This window comes from Pseudomonas sp. Pmew2, assembly GCF_058129885.1.
This window is the reverse complement of record NZ_CM176702.1, coordinates 6,034,882-6,057,902: the sequence shown is the minus strand read 5'-3', so window position 1 is coordinate 6,057,902 and position 23,021 is coordinate 6,034,882. Positions and strand designations below refer to the sequence as shown.

Below are 23,021 nucleotides of genomic sequence, written 5' to 3'. Positions count from 1 at the left end.
AACTGTTAAATTTGAATATCCACACTTTCATGACCAACAGCAACAAAAATAGTGAAAAATTGCACATTAAAAACCGCCACAAACCTTAAGATGTTACCACATATAAGAAACTCAACATAATAGTCAAATAGCAATGTAACGCAACATTACCCCATCATATTCCGTTGACGAAAGTCACGCCAAGTGCTAAAAGATTTCTCTAGCATCCATGGACTGAGCAGGAATATTTTAATGTCGAGCAGCTTCTTTTACATGAGCATTGAGGAGGACGGCAACAATCACGCAATTGTTGAGTCTGCTAGAAGATATGCCGAAGAAAAATTAGAACAAGCATATATAGTAAACAAACCATTAGGCGACAACAAATACTCATATGAGTTTAGTGCCGGTTTCGTCTTGCTGGTCCCAAAACACAAAATGCTCTTTATTAGTTTTGGAACAGACGAAGAATCATTTGAAGAATTTCGAGAAGACTTCCTCGAGGACCTAAGTGCTGTAGCAGATAAATATCGTTATAAAAGTATTATTGGACGCCCGCGAACCTGGAGCGACCTATATAGCAACGTAACTGTTGATCCTGAAAACTTTAACCTATCTGAAATATTAGACGATAATATTATCCCAAGTGATGATAGACAGAAAAAGTGTGAACTTCTAATATCTTTGATTACCGGCAGTATCAACGACATTGACAGAGTCAAGGAAAAGGTCCCAGACAACCTGCTTGATAAAGTCAAGCAAAAGATATTGTTATTTGACGGTGAACAAACACGTTTTGTGTACCAGAAAAATATTAAACCAGTGGTCAGAATTCAAGGGTTATCTGGCACAGGAAAAACCGAGCTTTTACTTCACAAGCTAAAAGAAATATACACTGCATCAGAAAGCACGAGAATATTTTTTACTTGCCACAATAAAATACTTGCTGACAGCCTAAAAAAACGAATTCCCGATTTTTTCAACTTCATGAAGGTCGAACAACAGATTGAATGGTCTGAGCGACTATGGTGTGACAATGCTTGGGGTTCTGGTGGGGATTACAACTCAGGGGCATACCGATATATTTGTCATTTTTACGGCCTGACATTTCATCGCTACAGCCCTTCAATGTCATTTGATAGTGCATGCAAGAAGGCACTAGAAGAGCTGGCTGCCCAAGGAGAGCAAACTAAAGCTGCACTGGACTACATGCTAATCGATGAAAGCCAAGACTTCCCTGAGTCGTTCTTCGAACTATGCCAAAAGGTCACTAGCAACACTGTCTACATCGCTGGTGATATTTTTCAGAATATTTTCTCAGAGGTAGCAGTCGATATAAAACCTGACTTCCTGCTAAGCAAATGTTACAGAACTGATCCGCGCACTCTAATGTTCGCACATTCATTAGGCATGGGGCTTTTTGAAAAAGAGAAGTTACAGTGGCTAGCAGATGAAGAATGGCAGTCTTGTGGATATATTGTCGAAAAGGATCGAACCAATACTCTGTATAGACTATCGAGAGAACCACTCAGGCGATTCGAGGATGTGGATAGCAATGAATTTACCAGTACCGAGGTCGTACTGACAGGAGGCGATGACGCAAAAGACGGCTCCGACACTGCCTGCACAATCATAAATATAATCTCCGAGATCAAAAAAGCCAACCCAACAGCAACAGTGGAAGATATTGGGGTAATTTTTCTTAATGCTAATAAACGTAGTTTTTGACTAGCGGATATTTTGGAGCAATCAATTCCCGGAATTCTATCGTGGAAGGTTAACAAAGCTTACGAATCCAAGCGCAAAATCAAAGATACCCTATTCGTCAGTAATCGGAATCACGTTAAAGGCCTAGAGTTTCCATTTGTCATATGCGTTGCAGAAACAATTTCTAGAAGCCACAGTCTACGTAATGCTTTATATATGATGCTTACTCGCTCTTTTATAAAGACTTATCTTCTAATACCTAAGGATGCTCCGATCAACTTGCCGCGCAGCGGTGGCAAGCCGTAATTTGCCAGGCACATAGCGCTATTTTTCTGAAAACGGTCTGATGCAGTGTGAGTCGAGCGCGTTTTTCGCTCGGTTTTCCGTGTTAAGCGCGCAACTCACCCAAACCCATTAGTCGCTTTCGAGCCATCCACAGGTTCGACAGGGCGAACAGCGTGGTCAGTTGGGCCGTGTTTTTCATCAGCCCACGAAAGCGTACTTTCACGTAACCAAACTGGCGCTTGATGACCCGAAACGGATGCTCGACCTTGGCGCGTGTCTGCGCTTTGCAGTACTCGATCTTGCGCTTGGCTTTGTACAACAGGCTGCGTTTGTTCAGCTTGGAATACGTGCTGCGCCGCGCCGCGATTTGCCAGATCACGTTACGATTTTCGTGCTCTTCACGCTTCTCGACACCGGTGTAGCCAGCGTCCGCATAGACCGCGTTTTCTTCCCCGTGGAGCAGTTCGGCGACTTGAGTGACATCGGCCACATTGGCCGCAGTGCCATGGACGTGATGAACCAGTCCAGACTCAACGTCAGCGCCGATGTGGGCCTTCATACCGAAGAAATACTGGTTACCCTTCTTTGTCTGATGCATCTCGGGATCACGCTCGCCGTCTTTGTTCTTGGTCGAGCTTGGGGCATGAATAATGGTGGCATCGACGATGGTGCCCTGGCGTAGCGACAGGCCTTTTTCCTGCAAATAACCGTTGATGACCGCGAGGATTGCAGGAGCCAGTTGATGTTTCTCCAGCAGGTGCCGGAAGTTCATGATCGTGGTGTCTTCCGGTATCGGCGCACTCAACGTCAGGCGTGCAAACTGGCGCATGGGGGTGATTTCGTAGAGCGCTTCTTCCATGGCCGGATCACTCAGGGAGAACCAGTTCTGCAGCAGGTGAATGCGCAGCATGGTTTCCAGCGGATAAGGTTTTCTGCCACCGCCGGCCTTGGGGTAGAACGGTTCGATCAGGCCCAGCAGACCTGTCCAGGGGACGACCTGATCCATCTCGGCGAGGAAGCGTTCGCGGCGTGTCTGCTTGCGCTTGCTGGCATATTCGAAATCGGAAAAGCTCATCTGGCTCATGGGAGGCTCGGATCAGGTGGTCAGGCGATTTTCGCATAACCGGGACTTGTTCGGAGATTCCCTAAAGAACCAAACCAAGTAATTTACCAGCAGCTAACTGCAGGGCTCGAAGGGATAAACAAGTCTGATGCTATTGAAGTTGTTGCACCATCAGCTGTAGAAATAGAAAAAATCAGAACAAAAATTAATTTCACAAGTCGCACAGTTTCATACTACGAATTTTTAAATGAAATATTCAATGAGCTTAATGTACTGCCAATATTTCGTGGCGACTTGACTGAAACTGTACGATATACGTTAGGCGATAGCTTTGACCGAGACGAAGTCGTAGAATTCAATTATCGAAAAATGGCGGGACGATAATGAAGCGATTTGCATTTACTATAGCGCCTTGGAATTCAGAGCTAGTATTCAACCCTATCAGAGCAAGAAAAGATGTTATTACTTTGCTTATGAAGGTTATCAAGTTGATGGATGTCGGGCCAGCTTTGATAGGACAGCCTGGTGAAGAATACTTTGAACTTGTTATTTCTCACACTAGCAGGTTGTTTTTCTACTCTGAAGACAAACATTTTTCAATCGGCTTTCCATTCAATGCCGCACTAGAAAATGATCAGCTTGTATTTAAATCTATGACAGGCGTGATAATTGATAGCCAAATGACGTCTGACATCCTGGGTGTTATGTCCAGCGAAGAAATATTTTTCTATGACGACATTATCGACTTCGCAGCGCCTGTGTCAGACTACTTCCTTCATAATAAAGGAGGATGGGCTGTATTAAGAGATCTTCTAATGACCGAGGATGGATACATCAGATATGATCATGACCCCGTTCACGCAAAGGGAGACATACATCCTTTACACCACTTAGATGTTTTCTATGGCGCTAGACAGACATTTAAAATAGGTTTAGCAAAAAAAATCGACCGAGCCCATTTGCATGATGCTCTTGACTCTCAGACTCCTTGCCATTATTTAAATCCGAAATAGGTAAAGTGGAAATTTGAGGGGGCAAATTTATAATGAATTTCGTTATTTGCCCCATTCAACAACGTGATAGCCCGATCTTGATGCGAGCAGAGAAAATTCGAAGCTATCAGCGCTCAAACGCCATCCGCTGGCGACACGCATCGTTGCGACTCTTATCTCCTCAAATTTTGCCCGCTACCGTGACGAGCGCCTGAAGATCCGTAGGGGTAATACGGTGAGGCGGGAGCTTGCGTTGTTTCTGGCGATCTGTTTTTGCTGACCTGTGGTACCCCCAGATTCTTGGCGAGACCGTTCTACGGTACTTAGGTTTGGCACCAGCAGATGACCGTAAAACTGCCCATTTGGAAACATTGAGTCATTTCCCCGCAGACTTGGAATGCGGGGAAAATATGGCACAGAACCAAGCACTAATTATCAGATTTCATACCTGTAAAACCTCGTGCCACACGCTTGAAAGAGCAGCTCGTTCTATATGCAAGGCTGTACTTTCATAACGCATCTTCATGGTGAAGGTTGTGGCGGGAACATCGAAGTGCTCAAAAATCGCCATACCCACACCAATTTGACACACGTGCTTGTCGAATCTAATATATCTGTCATGCGCAAAACTCTGAAAATCAACGGATCTCATGGATACTAGTTTTATACTTGATATTTTTTGCGCAAGTGGTGGCGACATTCATAATGTATTTTGAAAAATAGTTTGAAACCTCCGTATGCATTTGACTGGATAACTCGTCACCATCCGAAAGAATGGTAATGTTGAACTTCTTTTCTATCGGCAAGAGCTCAATAAACTTGGCGATGCTTGTTTTGTAGCCTTTATCAAGATCTCTTAAAATACTCGAAAAAACAAACCTATCCGAAATAAATATTTTGCTATTGTATTTTGTAAGCCTTTCAAACTTTTCCAGCCAAATATCGTATATGTCCGCGCGAAGAGCTATATCCTTGGTAGAACTATCTTTAGATTTTCTAAAGTGAACTGACTCTGTTATTGCGCCAAGCCCTATTAATTCAAAAGAGCTCTCAGTACAGTATCTAATTATTTTTTTATTATCGCATATTATAGCACTAAAAGTATCCTCCATTAACGCGACTTTAAAAAACTGACTGAGCGATCTCACTTTTTCAAAGGAAGAGAATGAGCTACACTCATTCCAAGTCCCCGCAGACTTAAATTTTGAATAATCAGTGAACGCTTGAATCCACCTTTGATGAAATTTTGGCGGTAGACTTTTGATTGATTCAAGATATTCATTTGCTGTATCACTCTGAATAACCAGAACCCCATAACGCTTCCAATAATCGATTATTATATCGTGCACGGTGCTAAAAGATTCATCCGTCAACACTGCGGCATCAAAAACGCTTTTATCTAGATGGAAGTCGGTTAGCATAGTTTATAATCCAAAAGTTTCTTTAAATCGCTCTTCAAAAAACCCTTCGGGCCACTCAACTAGAAAATCACCATCTTCATCCATGGGGATTTCGATAACTTGCGCCCCCAACGTAGCGGGATGAACGTAGATAATTGAAACATCACTTGGCTTGATCTTTTTTTCTTTGACCTTGTTTTGCATTCTCAACATTAAGGATTCGCTATGTGTTTCTATAATCCATTGATTCGTCTTGCATGTGTCTATGAAGAAATTCGCAAGATGCGCCTGAAGGCGAGGATGCAGATGAATTTCTGGTTGTTCAACACATATTGTACTTTCAACCCTTACTATCCCCTCAACGATAATTGGAAGCAATTGACCTATTCCAAACCCAACATCTGAAGGACCAACTACAACATTAGTTCTAAGGTCCTTCAGTTGAAGGCAAATTACAGACCCAGTAACCTCCGAGCCTATGCTTTCAGCTGTCAATGTGTATGGGATTTAGAAGTTATGAAACCATTCGTTAATCTTACCTGTAATCTCGGGGGATTTTTCATAAATAAACCTGGCTGTATTCTCTCCTTGCTTACCTACAGACCCACTCTGATCACCTTTAGGAGCGTAGAACCTGCTTGGATGGCTTCGTAAAGGACCGAGATAGGTTATCGAGTTAAAGGCCTCTTGTATATCCTTGGCAACTAAAGTTATTATATTATTTGTTAAAGCAGCACCAAAGCCACTTTCAATTTTATCTTGTATTGCCACCGAGGATGGTGTAGCGTAATTGAGGTCACTTGTAAATCTTATGTCATTCAAGTCCTTCACAATGTCTTTGTGGTGTTCTTTAGAAATAAATTTAAGCTTAGATAAATATGTGAAGACTGAGTCTCTGCTTTGCTCTGACGCGAAATTAAAGGAACGAGCATGTTTCAACCGTTGCGCCTTCTCGGCGCCTTCTCTTCTAGTTAGATCAGAAAGCAAATCAAGACTAAATGTTTCAATTTTTGCCGATGCATAAGTTGTTTTTATATTGCTTAAATATGTAAATTCTTCATTTCTATTCTGTCTATTCTTGCCAGAGAGTAAATAAGTTAGCTCATGCGTTCTTCTTTGCGTATTGGGCAGCGACATAAACCCAGTAGACCATTCATTTTTTGCGGCATTTTTTGAAGGTGAATAAGAACATGAAAATTTAATCTCGTTTCCGACATTGTGATTATGCGCCATTGCTGCATAATCGCCTAAATCTACAAATTCTCCATTGGAAACTAAACCACCCTGTTCGCTGGGTCTAGTAAGCGACTGTTTCAACAGCATTAAAGCTTGAATTAAAGAGCTTTTTCCGGATGAATTTGGCCCATATATTAAAGTTATCGGAGCCAGCTTTACGCTTTGTTTTTTGGCGAAACTTTTAAAATTTTCGACGCTAATCATATGAAACATATCACACCTATGATTCTTGACTTTAAAATTGGGCGAAGAAAATGCGAACGCCTACCCTTGATTTTCTGGTGGCGTCATTGATGAGCGTAGAAAAAAACAGCGAGAGACGAATGTTTCGGCAGTGCTTTCGCGGAAGCACTGCTCCCGGAGAGAGTGGCCAATCTTAATAGCGGGCAGAAAAATTGCTTGCATTTTGAAAAGTCCATTTTCACCAAAATCCTTACCGACATGGCCAATTGCCAATTTGATTGAACAGCAAGGCACTGTCAAGCAATAGTGATGTTGTCGAGCGAGTAGTGTGGGAGATCCGTCAGGGCGTGCGTCGTACAATGTTCACGTTCCCTTCCCTTCCCTTGTCATCGTACGGGCTTAGATGGGTTGTTCAGCGAAACGACCTGCGCGGTACACATGCGGGCAAGCAACGTCATGCCTGCTCACGAGTTCTCTGCAGGCCGCCATAGTTTTCAACTCGCGCCCGTATCATCTCTTTGCATCAGGAAAGATGCTAATTAAAACTGTTTCTTTTATCGAGAGACGCACCATTCGAAAAACTGCGGCGGCCTAAGCGCAGTTGATGGGCCGTTGGGGATATGGCCAGCTGGGCCGCTCAGGGTGGGGATTGGGGCGCGGCCGTGATCACCGCCCTCGGGCAAGTGCGCCCACTCGGCCTGATCGTTGCTCACCTGAGCATGTTAATGTCCCGATCCACTGAGGCCTAAATCGCGCAGGCATCCCTAAAGAGCAGCGCATGTTGGCCGATGCACAACGCCACGAGCGAAAGCTTTCAGGTTACATGAGAGTGCAAAGCCCCCGGGCCTTGGTCAATCCCGCTATAACCATAAACAGCCACTCTCGGACTTTAGCGTACACGAAGCTGCGAGAGCACCTCCACACCACTATAAAAAATAACTAAACCAAGATCCCAACGAGTAAAGTACCGCCGCCCGAGACGTGGATCCGGGTTTTCCCATGGAGTTTCACCTTGAAGTCATTTAGCAAAGTCGTCGCCGCAGCAGTATGTGTTCTGGTTCTGGCGGGTTGCACCGGCACCCCTATGAAAACGCCGCAATACGACAGCAGCCAATACACCGTCGTCGGTCACAGTGAAGCAAGCGCCACCGGCCTTATGCTGTTCGGTCTGATCCCGATTCGTCAGAACGACCGTTTCGTTCGTGCGCAGAACAGCGCCATTCAGGCCAAGGGTGGCGATGCGCTGATCAATACCCAAGTGCAGGAGAAGTGGTTCTGGGCCTGGGTTCTGAACGGCTACACCACCACCGTTTCTGGTGACGTGATCAAGCTGAAAACGGCTAAATAAACGCCGCTCGGTTTCAGAAAGCCCGGTTCGCCGGGCTTTTCTGTTTCTGGCGATTGGCGGATGCACTGACGAGCGATGGAGTAAGCGCTGACATGCATCGTTACCAACCGCCAAAAGGTTTAGCATTCAGCCCTCCTTCGGATGTGAAGTTTTTCTGCATGACGGCCTTCTACCTCAAGTTACTCATTACCCCCGCGCTCATGCTGGCTATCTCGTTGGCGGCCAGGCGCTGGGGCACTGGTGTGGCGGGGCTTCTTTCTGGTCTGCCCATGACCTCGGCGCTGGTCATGCTGTTTCTCAGTCTTGAGCAAGGCACTGCATTCGCCTCGATGGCGGTGCCCGGCGCACTGGCCGGACTGGCGGCGATTCAGGCGACTTATCTGTTTTATTTTCTGGCCACTCGACGCGTTTCAGCGGTGGCTGGATGCACCTTGGCGCTTGCGGTGTATGGCGCAACGGCCTTTGCGATGAACCTGTCGGGCTCACTGGCGCTGTCGATCATCTTCACGCTGCTGATGGTTGCGTTGATCGTTGTTGCCACCTCGAAACAGGCACCACCGGATGTAGCGTCATACGTTGCAATGCCGCGCTGGGTCATCCCGATGCGAATGCTGACCGCCACCCTTCTGCTGCTGGCGATTACCGCAAGTGCCACCTGGCTCGGGCCTTTGGTCAGTGGGCTGCTGGCGCCTATCCCGGTGATCGCCTGGCCGCTTGCCGTGTTCGTCCACGTGCAAGGCGGGCGTTATGAACTGGCGGCGATAATCCGCGGCAATGCTATTGGCGCCGTCGGGGTGGTGAGTTTCTACCTGACCCTCAGGTACTCCATATTGCAATGGGGCGCGCTTGTGTCTATCGCGGCTGCCGTTTTGCTGGCTGTGGTGGTGACGGCTGGGTTGGCGCGGTTGTTGGCGAAGCGGTAGTGCCTATAGTTGCCTAACAGAAATTAAAAACACTTCAGCCATGCTCCTCAAGGTGCCTTATGAATTTGCTACCCGAACTGAACAGCGAGGCCAACGTGCTGATATGCGGGGCCAGCCGAGGTATTGGCTTGGCACTGTGCGCGGCGTTGCTTGCTCGCGATGATGTGGCTCAGGTATGGGCGGTCGCGCGACAAGCCAGTACTTCCACTGAGCTGGCAACGCTTGCAGAGCAATATGGCCAACGCATCAAACGAGTCGACTGCGACGCGCGCAATGAACAATCCCTTGAAGCACTCGTGAGCGAGACGCTTGAGGGATGTGAGCATCTGCACCTCGTCATCAGCACGCTAGGCATTCTTCATCAGGACGGTGCGAAAGCAGAAAAGGGCCTGGCACAACTGACACTTGCGAGCCTGCAAGCGAGTTTCGCGACCAACACTTTTGCACCGATCCTGCTGCTCAAACACCTGCTCCCGTTATTGCGTAAACAACCTTCTACCTTCGCGGCGCTCTCCGCGAGGGTGGGCTCTATTGGCGATAACCGACTGGGTGGCTGGTACAGCTACAGAGCCAGCAAAGCAGCGCTGAACCAGTTGCTGCACACGGCCAGTATCGAGTTGAAACGTCTTAACCCGGCCTCTACTGTCCTGGCAATACACCCAGGCACGACTGACACGGAGCTGTCTCAGCCATTCCAGGCGAACGTACCCGAAGGCCAACTGTTCGAACCGGCGTTCTCGGCGGATCGCATTATTGAAGTGATAGGCGCACATGGACCGGCCGACAGCGGGACCTTCTGGGCTTGGGACGATAAGCCGATTGTCTGGTGACTTGTTTCACTTGTGAGAATGAGATCGCTGTCCGTCCTCACTAGCGGGCTGTTTTGGTCGGAAAGTCCCCGCCGCTTATAACCCCTTCGTCGGATAAGGCCCATTGCTATCAACGAGACGGCATTACTGGCGTCATACCCCACTCCCAGTGGACCAACTGCAAGTAAGGAGCACGGCATGACCCAGCTATTCAACATCAAGGACGCCACCAACCCTACGGCGCTTGGGAATTTGCAGGTCAAAAGCGCCAGTAGCCAGGTCAGTAATAACCCGATCGAACTCATCGTGCAGGGTACTCCTGGCAACGACTACATACGTGGTGGGCTGGCTAATGAACTGCTGATGGGTGGGGGCGGCAACGACCAGCTAGTCAGCGGGGGTGGCAACGATGTGATGGTCTCTAGTGCCGGATACGACGGTATGGACGGCGGCGCCGGTAATGATGTATTCCGCTTCGACCGCATCGGCGACAGCTATATCAATGGCGGAGGCGAGCACACCGATTCCATCAGCCATTTTGACCCCGCCCACGATACCCTCGACGTGTCGGCCCTGGGCTATAGCCATTTAGGCGATGGCTATGGCGATACCTTGCACATCCGTAGCGAGCCTCTGCGCGGCATTTACTTTTTGGAAAGCTACGAGCGAGACGGTAATGGTAAACATTTTGCCGTGCAGTTCCTGGCCAATAGCGGCCTTATTACCGATGCCAACTTCCAGCCGCTGATCAACGGCACTTCGCACAACGATCTGCTCGAAGGCACAGACGCCAGCGAATCCCTGAAAGCCGGCGCTGGCCGCGACAACGTCGAAGCGGGTGCGGGCAATGATCGGCTGTTCGGTGGCACCGGCGGCGACACTCTGAGCGGCGGCGCGGGTGCCGACAGCTTCGTGTATACCCGGCTTAGCGACAGCTACCGCAACGATGCAAGTGGCAGCTACAGCAGCCGCGACCTGATCACCGACTTCAGTGGCAACGGCCATGACATGATCGACGTGTCCGCCTTGGGCTTCACCGGGCTGGGTAACGGCTACAACGGTACGCTGAAGGTGGTCCTCAACCTGGTCGGCGATGCCACCGCGCTTAAATCATTAGAGGCCGATGCCAACGGTAACCGCTTTGAAATTCTGCTCAGTGGCAACCATGTCAATGAGCTCAACGCCAGCACTGTGCTGTTCGCCCCGCCCAGTGATGCGACGGTTGTGACCACTCCGCAGCCGATCACCTCGGTGAGTCTGGTAGGCGGTGACAAGTCCGACACCCTTTATGGTTACTGGGGCAACGATACCCTCGCCGGCGGTGCCGGGAACGACACCCTCGAGGGTAACGCCGGTGACGATGTGCTGACCGGTGGGGTGGGCGCGGACAAGCTCACCGGCGGCACAGGCAACGACCGTTTCGTGTTCACTAGCAGCGCCGACAGCCATGCGGGCAGCAGCGACCTGATCACTGATTTCATCTGGGGCCAGGACAAGCTCGACGTCGCTGCGCTCGGCGTGACCGGTTTTGGCAACGGCCGCGACGGCACCTTGAGCATGACCTACGATGAAAACACCGACCGTACCTACCTGCGCAGTAGCGAGCCAGGCGCCGATGGGCATGCGTTCCAGGTCACGCTAGCAGGGTTCGACTACACGCGAGAGCTCACCAACGCCGACCTGGTGGTTGCCGATACGGCAGACGTGACGCTCGTGGGTCAAACCGCCGTCGACCTCGCGAGCTGATATCACCTGAACAGCTAGCGTGTGGGCACCCCTGCCCACCTTTAGTTGTCTGGACGCCTACAAGGCAGGAACAGTGAGCGGTATTGATGCTCACTGCTCCTGCATTTTCAACGCGACCAGGCCTGGTTCGCTGTCAAAGCGCTCGCCTTCCGCTCTTTCTTTTCGCTGGCGCGCAGTCAATAGGTAGAGTCGCCGTTTTATTGCGTCAGGAAATAGACCAATCAAAACTTTTCACTGGCTTGCAGAACAGATGGGCAAAAACCGCTGTTAATTTTGTGCGCGAAAAACCGCATTTTTGAAAATAACCGGAAGCCTGGGCAATCCGGCTTATGGCGTTACTCCGACGTATTTAAATCCAGCCGACCTGCGGAAAATAGGCTGAACTTGTAACGGGCGCTATCTCTCTCAATAACTACGCCCACCTGTTTATAAGGAAAACACCATGTCCAAACTCGCAGAATACCGTCAGCTGGAAAAACACCTCGCCGAGCAACTTCAGGCACTGGAGACCATGAAAGGCAACGAGGGCCTGAAGAAAGAGATCGAGTTCGAAACCAAGCTGCGCAAGCTGCTTGAGCACTACGGCTTCAGCCTCAAGCACATTGTCAATCTGCTGGACCCACAGAACTCGTCACGTCGCCAGGTCGCGGATAAACCTGCGGGCACGCGCAAGCCGCGTGAACTCAAGGTGTACAAGAATCCGAAGACCGGTGAAGTGATCGAAACCAAAGGTGGGAATCACAGAGCCTTGAAAGAGTGGAAAGCAGAGCACGGTGCTGATGTCGTCGAGAGCTGGCTGAAGAAATAAGCCTTGCGCCATGCAACGGTTGATTGACCGGGGTTAATCTGGAGCATCGGCTAATCACCGTTCGCGCGGTCGAACTGCCGATGTCGGGAACGACCCGCTTCGCCAGTACGTCAGACCTCTATCGACTCACTGAAAAGGTACAGCGCAATGGAAAAGACAATCACCGTGGACCAACTGGCTAAAACTGACCTCAGATCAGTTAAAGAGATATGGCTTGGTGATACCCATACTCAGCTATGTCTGTGGCGTGGCGAACAAGTCGTCACACACGACATGCTCAGCGAAGGTACCCACGATCAGAACAATAGTCGCCTGCACTTGCAACTGGTCAACCCTGACGACCGGGCTGCAGTGGCCAGCGTCGAGGCGCTCGTTCGTGAGCGGCTGGAAAGGATGGGAAGCAAGGGTGAGTTTTATCCAGCTGAGAATGCGGACACTCACCAGTAATCACGCTGATTACACGCGATTCTGTAGGGTCCTTGGGCTGCGTTGCCAGACTGTAGATGTGTGACGCAGAGCGTCACGAACGGCATGCCAACGCGGAGCATTGGCACGATAGTCATTTCAAGGCTTGCGTATAACCGTGAGAAGTCAGCGTGGTTATGGCTGGGTAACAGTCACCAACATCCAGCACATGCCCGCGAGCGGCGTAATGGTCAATGACGATAGCCTCACCCACCTTCCCTTTTTTTGGCGCTATTGCAATTAACTGAGACCAGAATTCAGGCACTTGGTAGTCGCTGTCGCCGTATTTGACTGTTTTCATCTGATCAATATGATCCGCAGCCACACGATTTCGGCACACTAGAATGTGCCGATTACGATATTGGCACTTTTCGTTCTCTGAACAGAACGTCTTCAAGAGTCCCCTCCGGTCGAACCGAGCCCCTGAAAAATCGAACGCTCAACGCACCACCGACTCGAAAGCCTATGACCCTGACAAATGCCCATCTCTCCACTGTCTGACGATGCCTTGTTTGAAGCATTGTTTAGCCTCGGCTGGCAGCTGATTGCTCGCTCCGGACCTCGCCAGATGGTCAACCCGAATTCAAAAAGAGTAACCCTATGAGACCGCAAACCTCCTTCATCTTCGACCTGGACGGCACGCTGACCGACAGCGTTTATCAAAACGTTGCTGCCTGGAAAGAAGCACTGGATGCAGAAAATATCCCGCTTGCGATGTGGCGTATTCACCGCAAGATCGGCATGAGCGGCGGGCTGATGTTGAAGTCGTTGTCGCGTGAAACCGGCTTGGATATCAGTGAAGAACAAGCCGAACGACTCAGCGAAAAACACGCTCAGGCGTATGAGCGGCTACAGGGGCAGATCATTGCGCTGCCGGGCGCTGTCGAGCTGCTTGAGACGCTCAATAAGGAAAACCTCAAGTGGTGCATCGCCACGAGCGGCGGGATTGATACGGCGACGATCAATCTCAAGGCTCTGAAACTGGACATCAATGAGATCAACATCGTTACGCGCGATGACGTGAGCTACGGCAAGCCAGACCCGGATCTATTCCTGGCAGCAGCGAAGAAGATAAACGCGCCTATCGACGAGTGCCTGGTGATTGGCGATGCGATCTGGGACATGCTGGCGGCGCGCCGCTGCAAGGCAACCGGCGTGGGCCTGCTTTCGGGTGGTTATGACATCGGCGAGCTTGAGCGCGCAGGTGCCTTGAGGGTCTATGAAGACCCGCTGGATCTGCTGAATCATCTGGACGAGATTGCTTCTCGCCCTTGAATGATCGGCTGGCGTGGCAAATGAGGTAATTATTTACCTACATGCCCGCGAAAATCGGGTTCATCATTCCCATATCACTCGCTGCCGTCATTGACCGTAGCATTGCGAGCCCATAGTGTACGTGCACGCGCTGTATTCTGCGGTGCTCGTCATAGCCAAGGAAAAGGCAATGCACAGTAGCCCGCGCTTGCACTGGCCCGACACACTCCTCTCTGATATTCCAGATTTGCCATGAGCCAAGCCGCGTTCGTTAACCCAAGCATCCTCACGTGGTCCCGCGAGCGGGCAGGCCTGTCTGCCGCCCAGGTCGCCAGAAAGCTGCCTGTGAAACCTGAGCGTATCAAGGAGTGGGAAGCAGGAAAGGCGAGACCAACCTTTTTGCAAGCCCAGAAGTGGGCGAGCGTTGCGCATGTTCCCTTTGGGTTTTTGTTCTTGCCTCAGCCTCCTGTCGAACAGCTGCCGCTACCAGACTTGCGCACAGTCGGTAACTCGGCACCCTTGCGGCCAAGTTTGGAGCTTGTGGACACAGTAACGCAATTCGCAAACAGGACTGGTATCTGGAATACCTTCACGTACAAGAGCACCAGCCTCTTCCGTTCGTCGGTCGCTTCGACAGCCGGACTCCGGTGAAGACGGTTGTGAGTGATATTCGGCAAACTCTCGGTGTCGATCCGGAAAAGTCCCGCCTTGATTACGATAAATACAGCCGCGCGCTGATTGATGCTGCCGAAGTGGCTGGTGTGCTTGTCATGCGCAGTGGCATCGCGCTGGGCAATACCCATCGCAAACTGGAGGTCAGTGAGTTTCGAGGCTTCGCCATCAGTAATTCGCTGGCTCCAGTGGTGTTTATCAACAGCTCGGATGCTCCGACAGCTCGGTTATTTACGTTGATGCACGAACTCGCTCATCTCTGGATTGGCAGCAGCGGCGTTTCTGACGCGGGTACTGCGAATGGTCGAGAGGAAGAGCGATTCTGCAACGCCGTGGCGGGTGAGTTTCTTGTACCCGAAGAGCTTTTTCGAGCTGTATGGAACGCTGGTATTGAATGGGAAAGTAATCTGGCCCCTCTCGCTACGAGGTTTCATGTCAGCAAGCTTGTTATTGGTCGACGCGCGATGGACCTGGGCTACGTTACGCAAGAGCAGTACGGCCTCTATTACCAGAAGGTCCTAAAGGCATTCCGGGAAGAGAAAGGCGGTGCCGGGGATTACTACCGCAATGCAACGGCCAAAAACAGTACGCGGCTGAGTAGGGCTGTACTGACCGAAACCCTGAGTGGGCGGATGCTGTTGCGTGAGGCAGGTAGTCTTCTCGGTGTACAGCCAGCCAAGTTAAGAACGCTGGCGGAGACACTGGCCCGGTGATGTTTCTGATGGACTCCAACACCCTGATTGAAGCCAAGAATCGCTATTACGGCATGACGATTTGTCCGGCTTATTGGCAATGGTTGCTGCTTCAAAACCAGACATTTTTCTTGGCCAGTATCGGTCCTGTTAAAGACGAACTTACCAAAGGCCATGATGAGCTGGCTGACTGGGCAAAAAATAATTCGACTTTTTTCCAAAGCATTTCGGATGAAAAGACTCAGGCCGAATTCGTGAAAGTCGCTACGTTGGTAGCGCAAGCGCAAGGCATGAAGACTGGAGCAATGGAGGAGTTTCTTAAGGGGGCCGATCCATGGCTGATCGCCAAGGCCCTGACATCCGGAGCAACCGTAGTTACGCATGAGGTGCGTAATCTGGACGCAAAGCGAAAGTTCATCATCCCCAACCTGTGTGAGCAGCTCAACGTCCCTTACATGAACACGTTTGAGCTGTTACACCACCTCAATGCCAGGTTTGTACTTCCTTAACCCGGCGAAACACCACCACCTTCATCTGCCACGATATCCGGGTCATCCGGATAGACTTCCAGCCCATCGTCCTCGTAGGCCTCGTCATTTTCCGTACGCTTCTTCACTTCATCGCCTCTGGCAGAACCGACGCCGGGCTTGTTTGAGTTCATGGCGAGTACCGGGTCGGCTTCGCGGTCGTATTGGCCGAGTTCCGGCTGGCGGGGTCTTCTTTGGGCACGCTGTTTGTGAGTATGTGATCGGTTGTCATGTCAGCCACCTTTTTCGTTTGCCAAAGAAAGTGGACGTGGCATCGGGCTGAGGGTTCGATTCAATCGATGAGCGTGGCTGCGCTCAGCCGCCAAACGATGCGTATTGCAAGGGCAGGCCGGTGGTGAACTTGATCTGTTCCATGGCGAAGCTGGAGCTTACGTCGCTGATCCCGGGGATGCTGATCAGTTGTTTGTACACCGCGTCGTACCCTGCGATGTCAGCCACGACGATGCGCAGCATGTAGTCGGTGTCGCCTGCCATGCGGTAGCACTCGACCACTTCAGGCAGTTCGCCGACGGCAGCGTGGAACTGTTCGAGCCAGGCGGCGTTGTGCTGGTTGGTGCGAATGGCTGCAAAGACGCTGACCGACACGTTCAGACGTTGCGGATTGAGCAGGGCAACCCGGCGGTCGATGATGCCGGCCTCTTCCAGCTTCTGGATGCGTCGCCAGCACGCGGTGCTGCCCAGGCCGATGCGCTCGGCGATGTCCGCCACCGAGCGAGTGCAGTCGGTTTGCAGAATGTCGAGAATTGCCCGGTCGAATTTGTCCATTAGCGGTTTCCTGCGTTAGTCGCTCTACACTTATCGTGAGGAACGATGGGTGTCTGACTCCAATTCTGCGCCTCACACAGCATGACTATCGTGCCAATGCTCCGCGTTGGCATGCATTTCGTGACGCTCTGCGTCACCCAACGGTGCAGCCCCTTGCATCCCCGGATTGGACGCGGAGCGTCCAGAACTGCATTCCCACGCGGAGTGGTATGCCCCCCGAAGGTTGGACAATTATCCACTTACGCTGCCTTGGCGGCCTGCATCCTGAATTCCACAGGACTCAGGCCGTTAAGCTTCAGTTTTATGCGTGAGTGATTGTAATACTCAATGTACTCTTCGATACCCGCTTGAAGCTCATCCAGATCGTTAAATTTGTTCAGGTAGAAAAATTCGGATTTCAGCGTGCTAAAAAAGCTCTCTATAGCCGCGTTGTCATAGCAGTTACCCTTGCGCGACATGCTGGCTGTGATCGAATTCTCATGGAGCAGTCGCTGGTAAATAGGCATCCGATATTGCCAGCCCTGGTCAGAATGCAAAATCGGCTTTTCATCCGGTCCAAGCCGCGTGAATGCTCCGTCAAGCATTTCGTCGACCATGGAGTACAGCGGGCGCCTGGCAATCGCATAGGAAATGATTTCGCCGTTGTACAAATCCATGATCGGCGACAGATAGAGTTTCTGGCCTCCTACTTTGAATTCGGTCACGTCGGTGGCCCATTTCTGGTTAAGGTATTGCGCTTTGAAATCACGCTTTAGCAGGTTAGGCGCGGCCTTACCTGTTTCGCCTTTGTAGAAACGGTATTTCTTCACGCGTATCAGGCTCTTCAGGCCTAGCTGCCCCATTAGTTTCTGCACCGTCTTGTGGTTCACAAGATGGCCCGCCCTGCGCAAGACTGCCGTGATGCGACGATAGCCATACCGGCCCTTATGCTCGTAGAACGTTGCCTGAATCAGGTCCTTCAGCCCTGCGTATTTGTCGTCTGCCAGCAGTACCTTTTGTTGATAGTAAAAAGTGCTGCGTGCCAGACCGGCAAACTTCAGCAGGCCGTCCAGAGAATGCAAAGGCCTCAGTTCTATTACGATTTGCGCTTTTTCTGCTGCGCTATTCGTTGCTTCTTCTGAACCAAGGCATCGAGCTTTTTTAGATAATCGACCTCCATCCGCAGTTGCTTCACCTCGGCAAGCAACTCGTCACGCGAACGCGATTCATCGTCGACTGGAGCGGAATTCACAGGGGGAAGGGTCGTCGTCATCTTTCTTGGGCGTCCAGCTTTCTCAGGGGGCTTTGAGGAGGCGTTAAGCGCACCTTCGTCAAAAAGGCGCTGCCATAGATTGATGATGCCGAACTGACGGATATCGAACAAGGCCGCTGTCTGGCGCAGTGATAATCGCTCATCATGCATGCGCTTCAAAACAGCTAGCTTGAACTCGTCACTGTAACGCTGCCGCTTTTTCTCTTTAAGAGCCGCTGGGCCGTGGATCTGATAAGCCGCGACCCACTGACGAAGACAGGAAAAGTCCACATCGTGGCGATGCGCAACATCCCTCAACCCTGCCTTGCCGGCACAATATTCTTTCACGGCTGCGAGTTTTGCCTGCACTGTATATTTACCCATGACGCCTCCAAAGGTTGCGTCCAACCTTCGGGGGTCATACCACTCCAGCGTGGGAATGCCTGTCGTGACGCTCTGCGTCACAAATCTGCGCCGCGCTGCCAATTTCGAAGCGCTATAAAAAAAACCGCATTTCTGCGGGTTTCTTCAATGCGCAATCAACTCAGTTGATCTTGGCATCCAGCTCGCCACGCGCGTAGCGTTCGAACATGGCGTCCAGGGAGATCGGTTTGATCTTCGAGGCGTTGCCAGCGGTGCCGAAGGCTTCGTAGCGCGCGATGCACACGTCACGCATGGCCGAGACGGTTTTGGCCAGATACTTGCGCGGGTCGAACTCGCTTGGGTTTTTAGCCATGAATTCGCGGATGGCACCGGTAGAGGCCAGACGCAGGTCGGTATCGATGTTGACCTTGCGCACGCCGTGCTTGATGCCTTCAACGATTTCTTCGACCGGCACACCGTAGGTTTCTTTGATGTCGCCGCCGAACTCGTTGATGATCTTCAGCCATTCCTGTGGAACGGACGAGGAACCGTGCATCACCAGGTGAGTGTTAGGGATGCGCTTGTGGATCTCTTTAATACGCTCGATCGCCAGGATGTCACCGGTAGGCGGCTTGGTGAACTTGTACGCACCGTGGCTGGTGCCAATGGCAATGGCCAGAGCATCGACCTGGGTGCGCTTGACGAAGTCAGCCGCTTCTTCAGGGTCGGTCAGCATCTGGCTGTGGTCCAGAACGCCTTCCGCGCCAACACCATCTTCTTCACCGGCCATACCGGTTTCCAGCGAACCCAGCACGCCCAGCTCACCTTCCACGGAAACGCCGCAGGCGTGAGCAAAGGACACTACGCGACGGGTAACGTCGACGTTGTAGTCGTAATCGGCTGGGGACTTGCCGTCTTCACGCAGCGAGCCGTCCATCATCACCGAGCTGAAGCCCAGCTGGATCGAGCGCTGGCAGATGTCAGGGCTGGTGCCGTGGTCCTGGTGCATGACCACCGGGATGTGCGGAAATTCTTCGATCGCGGCGAGAATCAGGTGACGCAGAAACGGCGCACCGGCGTATTTGCGGGCACCGGCAGAAGCCTGGACGATCACCGGGGAGTCGGTCTTGTCGGCCGCTTCCATAATGGCGCGCATCTGTTCCAGGTTGTTTACGTTGAAAGCTGGAACGCCGTAGCCGAATTCGGCTGCGTGGTCCAACATCTGGCGCATGCTGATAAGTGCCATTGTCTGTCTCTCTCCCGGTAGGGTCGTTAATCGAGCAAGCCTGCCGTAGTGGCGGCTGCCATTCAAGTTATAAGCTCAGCCACGAAGGCTGTGCGTGTGTGCCCGAGATCCGACTTATCTGGCCTTGCAGCCGCGACCGATCAGATCGTTGGTAGCGTCCCAATAGATCAGGCCCTCGCTACCCTTGTTGACGAATGCCAACACATTGTTGCTGTAAAGCGTTCCGCTGGCAGCGCCGGGTTCAGCCTTGAGCCTGAACACCTGATCGCTCTGATTCAGACGAACATCGACTTCCTTTTTGGCCGAATCGATGTAGCGCCAGTTGACCTCTGCATTGCTGTCACACACCCAACGGTTCCAGGGGTCATTGTGCTGCGATGTGCTCAGGCTCGAACAACCGCCAAGCACTGCCAAAACCCCAAGGGCAATCACGCGTCTCATTACATCTCCTGGCTGCCCTGCGAAACGCGGTGTATGCCGGTCGTTTCAACTGTCAGGGGCAGTTCTGTTCCTGTTTACGGTCGTCGGCCGGCTCACCCGTTACATGTGCCTCGACCCGTTGACTGTTTTCAGTCGTCGGCACATTCACAGAGGCCGGGCTGAATATCTGACAGGTCTTGGCATGTGAGCCAGAACCGGTACAACCAGCCAATACAACGCAGCTCATCAGAGCCAGGGCAGCGATCTTCATGGCGAAACTCCTTTGCCGGAAAAATATCCACTCTTTAAAGACCGCCCAAGCCCGTCAATGTTGCCAAACGGATTTCAGACCTGGCTCACAAACATCCTACATTGCCTGTTCTGGGCATGAACTCGTAACGATCCCATGCCTGCGGACCGCCACGCTTGTAGATGACCGGCACCGTTTCAGCCTGCCAGCCCGCCTGATAACAGCTTAACTGGAGCGGTTGGCTCGGGGAGTCGCTCTCCACCTCTTCAACCGCAGGTTTGCCCGCGCAACCGGCCAGCAAACCTGCGATGAGAAACCACGGTAACGCCCTGACCATTGACCACTCCTTGTCCAAAGCTTTCATTCAAGCCTTGGCGCGTTGTTCGAGCACTTCTACCGCTGGCAGAACCTTGCCTTCCACGAACTCGAGGAATGCACCGCCACCGGTCGAAATGTAGGAAATCTGTTCTGCAACACCATACTTATCGATAGCCGCCAGTGTGTCGCCACCGCCCGCGATGGAGAACGCCTGGCTTTCGCCAATGGCCTTGGCCAGCGTTTTGGTGCCTTCACCAAACTGATCGAATTCAAACACGCCGACTGGACCGTTCCACAGGATAGTCCCGGAAGATTTCAGTAATTCGGCGAAATGCGCAGCAGTTTGCGGGCCAATATCAAGAATCATGTCGTCGTCGGCCACGTCAGCGATCAGCTTGACGGTTGCAGTGGCGCTCTCGGCGAATTCCTTGGCAACCACCACGTCCGTCGGCAATGGCACGCTGACCTTGGCGGCGATGGCGCGAGCGGTGTCGAGCAGGTCAGGTTCGTACAGCGATTTACCGACCTTGTGACCGGCCGCAGCGAGGAAGGTGTTGGCAATGCCGCCGCCGACGATCAACTGATTGCAGATGCCGCTCAGGCTGTTGAGTACGTCAAGCTTGGTGGACACCTTGGAGCCGGCAACGATGGCAGTCATCGGCTGAGCCGGAGCGCCCAAGGCCTTGCCCAGCGCTTCAAGCTCGGCGGCCAGCAACGGGCCTGCCGCTGCCACTTTGGCGAATTTGGCAACGCCGTGGGTCGAGCCCTCGGCACGGTGAGCGGTACCGAAAGCGTCCATCACGAACACGTCGCACAGGGCCGCATATTTCTGTGCCAGCTCGTCGGCGTTCTTTTTCTCACCCTTGTTGAAGCGAACGTTCTCGAACAGCACGACGTCGCCGGCCTTGACGTCAACGCCGTCCAGATAATGGGCAACCAGCGGAACATCACGACCCAATGCCTTGCTCAGGTAATCGGCAACCGGCTTGAGGCTGTTTTCAGCAGAGAACTCGCCCTCGGTCGGACGACCCAGGTGCGAGCAGACCATGACGGCCGCGCCTTTTTCCAACGCCAGCCTGATGGTCGGCAGCGAGGCAAGAATACGTGCATCACTGCTGACAACGCCGTCCTTTACCGGGACATTGAGGTCTTCGCGGATCAGTACACGTTTACCTTGCAGATCGAGGTCGGTCATCTTCAAGACGGTCATGAGCATTCCTGTTTTTTTACTGTTATTGGTCAGCGACGCGCAGAAAGTGATCGGCGACGTCGAGCATTCGGTTGGCAAAACCCCATTCGTTATCGAACCAGGCCAGCAGATTGACCAGCCTGGGACCGGAAACGCGGGTCTGACTCGCATCGACAATCGCCGAATGCGGGTCATGGTTGAAATCGCAGCTGGCGTGCGGCAACTCAGTGTAGGCCAGCAGTCCCTTGAGCGGGCCGCTGGTGGCGGCCTCACGCAAAATACGGTTGATCTCGACAGCGTCGGTGTCTCGCGACATTTGCAGCGTAATGTCCAGGCAAGACACATTGACGGTCGGAACACGAACAGCTTTGGCCTGAATTCGGCCGGCAAGTTCCGGAAGCAGCCGCTCGATTCCGCGCGCCAGACCGGTGGACACCGGAATGATCGACTGAAACGCCGAGCGCGTACGGCGCAGATCCTCGTGGTGATAGGCGTCGATTACCGGCTGATCATTCATCGCCGAATGGATGGTCGTAATGGTGATGTACTCAAGGCCGATGGCCTGATCCAGCAGACGCAGCAGCGGCACACTGCAATTGGTGGTACACGACGCTGCGGAGACCAGTAATTCCCGGCCAGTCAGCTTCTGCTGGTTGACGCCGAACACGACAGTGGCGTCGACATCCCGCTCGCTGGCCATCGGCTGAGAGAACAGCACCCTCGGCGCACCGGCATTCAGAAAGCGCTGGCCGTCTTCGCGAGTGTTGTAGACACCGGAACACTCAAGCACAAGATCGACCTCCAGCCCGGCCCAGTCGATGCCTTCCGGCGTCGCACTGCGCAGAACCTTGATGCGGTGATCATTGATATGCAGGTATTGCCCCTCGACCCGCACTTCGCCGGGAAACCGGCCGTGTGTGGAGTCAAAGCGCGTGAGGTATTCGAGACTGGCCATGTCGGCCAGATCATTGATGGCAACCACTTCAAACCCGGCCTTGGCCCCTCGCTCGCACAGTGCGCGAACGACGCAACGACCAATACGGCCGTAACCGTTCAGAGCAACTTTGTAAGGGCGGGGCTGGGGCATGAAGTTTTCGCCAGGGAATAACAGTCATGTGGGAGCGGACTT

At 52.0% G+C, this 23,021-nt stretch carries 22 protein-coding genes and 4 pseudogenes; 12 read left to right on the top strand and 14 right to left on the bottom strand.

The features are described 5' to 3' along the window. Positions 1-231: 231 nt before the first annotated feature. A pseudogene (locus tag AC4ANK_RS27950) lies at positions 232-1,953 on the top strand (STM2767 family DEAD/DEAH box helicase); the annotation flags it as partial. Positions 1,954-2,074: 121 nt separating this feature from the next. Here AC4ANK_RS27950 and AC4ANK_RS27945 read toward each other — a convergent pair. Continuing rightward, a complete protein-coding gene (locus AC4ANK_RS27945) occupies positions 2,075-3,055 on the bottom strand; it encodes an IS5 family transposase (RefSeq protein WP_044424202.1) in 981 nt (326 codons plus the stop codon). A 60-nt stretch (positions 3,056-3,115) separates the two neighbouring features. On the opposite strand from AC4ANK_RS27945, the pseudogene AC4ANK_RS27940 reads away from it, so the two are divergent. Together AC4ANK_RS27940 and AC4ANK_RS27935 are read left to right on the top strand one after the other, a co-directional pair. Then, positions 3,116-3,418 (top strand): annotated as a pseudogene (locus AC4ANK_RS27940) (DEAD/DEAH box helicase); the annotation flags it as partial. After that, positions 3,418-4,047 (top strand): STM2766 family helicase-associated protein, encoded by a 630-nt coding sequence (locus AC4ANK_RS27935; RefSeq protein ID WP_050512916.1) that lies wholly within the window; start codon positions 3,418-3,420, stop codon positions 4,045-4,047. The pseudogene AC4ANK_RS27940 and the gene AC4ANK_RS27935, both read left to right, overlap by 1 nt. Before the next feature lie 617 nt (positions 4,048-4,664). On the opposite strand, the gene AC4ANK_RS27930 is transcribed toward AC4ANK_RS27935, so the two are convergent. The 3 genes from AC4ANK_RS27930 to AC4ANK_RS27920 are packed head-to-tail and all read right to left on the bottom strand — an operon-like array spanning position 4,665 to position 6,875. After that, a complete protein-coding gene (locus AC4ANK_RS27930; RefSeq protein ID WP_057442795.1) occupies positions 4,665-5,447 on the bottom strand; it encodes a hypothetical protein in 783 nt (260 codons plus the stop codon). Positions 5,448-5,450: 3 nt separating this feature from the next. Beyond that, positions 5,451-5,921, bottom strand: coding sequence for an AAA family ATPase (locus AC4ANK_RS27925; RefSeq protein WP_169790069.1), 471 nt, complete (start codon positions 5,919-5,921; stop codon positions 5,451-5,453). 12 nt (positions 5,922-5,933) lie between these two features. Beyond that, positions 5,934-6,875, bottom strand: coding sequence for an AAA family ATPase (locus tag AC4ANK_RS27920; RefSeq protein WP_002555846.1), 942 nt, complete (start codon positions 6,873-6,875; stop codon positions 5,934-5,936). A 982-nt stretch (positions 6,876-7,857) separates the two neighbouring features. Between AC4ANK_RS27920 and AC4ANK_RS27915 the strand changes: the two genes are divergently transcribed. The 6 genes from AC4ANK_RS27915 (at position 7,858) to AC4ANK_RS27890 (ending at position 12,926) form a co-directional block, all read left to right on the top strand. Beyond that, positions 7,858-8,193: a hypothetical protein gene (locus AC4ANK_RS27915; RefSeq protein WP_002555844.1), complete on the top strand. Its 336-nt coding sequence runs from the start codon at positions 7,858-7,860 to the stop codon at positions 8,191-8,193. Positions 8,194-8,351: 158 nt separating this feature from the next. Next, positions 8,352-9,116, top strand: coding sequence for a hypothetical protein (locus AC4ANK_RS27910; RefSeq protein ID WP_002555843.1), 765 nt, complete (start codon positions 8,352-8,354; stop codon positions 9,114-9,116). Positions 9,117-9,175: 59 nt separating this feature from the next. Next, positions 9,176-9,946 (top strand): SDR family NAD(P)-dependent oxidoreductase, encoded by a 771-nt coding sequence (locus tag AC4ANK_RS27905; RefSeq protein WP_031596804.1) that lies wholly within the window; start codon positions 9,176-9,178, stop codon positions 9,944-9,946. 177 nt (positions 9,947-10,123) lie between these two features. Then, complete coding sequence (locus tag AC4ANK_RS27900) at positions 10,124-11,671, top strand: M10 family metallopeptidase C-terminal domain-containing protein (protein WP_002555841.1); 1,548 nt, start codon at positions 10,124-10,126, stop codon at positions 11,669-11,671. A gap of 442 nt (positions 11,672-12,113) precedes the next feature. Beyond that, complete coding sequence (locus AC4ANK_RS27895; RefSeq protein WP_002555840.1) at positions 12,114-12,479, top strand: histone-like nucleoid-structuring protein, MvaT/MvaU family; 366 nt, start codon at positions 12,114-12,116, stop codon at positions 12,477-12,479. Between the two features lie 147 nt (positions 12,480-12,626). Continuing rightward, positions 12,627-12,926 carry a hypothetical protein gene (locus AC4ANK_RS27890; RefSeq protein WP_002555839.1) on the top strand — a complete coding sequence of 100 codons (300 nt, stop codon included), beginning with the start codon at positions 12,627-12,629 and terminating at the stop codon, positions 12,924-12,926. Between the two features lie 112 nt (positions 12,927-13,038). On the opposite strand, the gene AC4ANK_RS27885 is transcribed toward AC4ANK_RS27890, so the two are convergent. Beyond that, entirely contained in the window at positions 13,039-13,245 is a 207-nt protein-coding gene (locus tag AC4ANK_RS27885; RefSeq protein ID WP_054096814.1) for a hypothetical protein, read from the bottom strand. 299 nt (positions 13,246-13,544) lie between these two features. Here AC4ANK_RS27885 and AC4ANK_RS27880 point away from each other — a divergent pair, with 299 nt between their 5' ends. The 3 genes and pseudogenes from AC4ANK_RS27880 to AC4ANK_RS27870 all read left to right on the top strand — a co-directional run bounded on the left by AC4ANK_RS27880 (position 13,545) and on the right by AC4ANK_RS27870 (position 16,071). After that, a complete protein-coding gene (locus AC4ANK_RS27880; RefSeq protein ID WP_002555838.1) occupies positions 13,545-14,219 on the top strand; it encodes an HAD family hydrolase in 675 nt (224 codons plus the stop codon). 231 nt (positions 14,220-14,450) lie between these two features. Then, a pseudogene (locus AC4ANK_RS27875) lies at positions 14,451-15,583 on the top strand (ImmA/IrrE family metallo-endopeptidase). Continuing rightward, entirely contained in the window at positions 15,583-16,071 is a 489-nt protein-coding gene (locus AC4ANK_RS27870) for a DUF4411 family protein (protein WP_005745753.1), read from the top strand. The pseudogene AC4ANK_RS27875 and the gene AC4ANK_RS27870 overlap by 1 nt, the downstream one beginning before the upstream one ends. Here AC4ANK_RS27870 and AC4ANK_RS27865 read toward each other — a convergent pair. From AC4ANK_RS27865 to epd, 9 genes and pseudogenes are all read right to left on the bottom strand, one after another. Continuing rightward, positions 16,068-16,321 (bottom strand): annotated as a pseudogene (locus AC4ANK_RS27865) (hypothetical protein). The gene AC4ANK_RS27870 and the pseudogene AC4ANK_RS27865 sit on opposite strands and share 4 nt — an antisense overlap. 83 nt (positions 16,322-16,404) lie before the next feature. Next, positions 16,405-16,875, bottom strand: coding sequence for an Lrp/AsnC family transcriptional regulator (locus tag AC4ANK_RS27860; protein ID WP_002555835.1), 471 nt, complete (start codon positions 16,873-16,875; stop codon positions 16,405-16,407). Positions 16,876-17,114: 239 nt separating this feature from the next. Then, a protein-coding gene (locus AC4ANK_RS27855; protein WP_095178871.1) for an IS3 family transposase occupies positions 17,115-18,490 on the bottom strand; the annotation gives its coding sequence in 2 pieces (ribosomal slippage) (positions 17,115-18,019 and positions 18,019-18,490; 1,377 coding nt in all). Between the two features lie 160 nt (positions 18,491-18,650). Next, entirely contained in the window at positions 18,651-19,715 is a 1,065-nt protein-coding gene (gene fba / locus AC4ANK_RS27850) for a class II fructose-bisphosphate aldolase (RefSeq protein WP_004654897.1), read from the bottom strand. Positions 19,716-19,829: 114 nt separating this feature from the next. After that, positions 19,830-20,156 carry an MliC family protein gene (locus AC4ANK_RS27845; RefSeq protein WP_002555692.1) on the bottom strand — a complete coding sequence of 109 codons (327 nt, stop codon included), beginning with the start codon at positions 20,154-20,156 and terminating at the stop codon, positions 19,830-19,832. A gap of 52 nt (positions 20,157-20,208) precedes the next feature. Next, positions 20,209-20,406 (bottom strand): hypothetical protein, encoded by a 198-nt coding sequence (locus tag AC4ANK_RS27840; RefSeq protein ID WP_004654900.1) that lies wholly within the window; start codon positions 20,404-20,406, stop codon positions 20,209-20,211. 85 nt (positions 20,407-20,491) lie between these two features. Further along, on the bottom strand, positions 20,492-20,722 hold the full coding sequence (locus AC4ANK_RS27835) for a putative periplasmic lipoprotein (protein WP_002555693.1): 231 nt from the start codon (positions 20,720-20,722) through the stop codon (positions 20,492-20,494). Between the two features lie 27 nt (positions 20,723-20,749). Then, positions 20,750-21,913, bottom strand: a complete 1,164-nt coding sequence (locus AC4ANK_RS27830; RefSeq protein WP_002555694.1) for a phosphoglycerate kinase — start codon at positions 21,911-21,913, stop codon at positions 20,750-20,752. 22 nt (positions 21,914-21,935) lie between these two features. Next, positions 21,936-22,979 carry an erythrose-4-phosphate dehydrogenase gene (gene epd, locus AC4ANK_RS27825; protein WP_002555695.1) on the bottom strand — a complete coding sequence of 348 codons (1,044 nt, stop codon included), beginning with the start codon at positions 22,977-22,979 and terminating at the stop codon, positions 21,936-21,938. Positions 22,980-23,021: the final 42 nt, after the last annotated feature.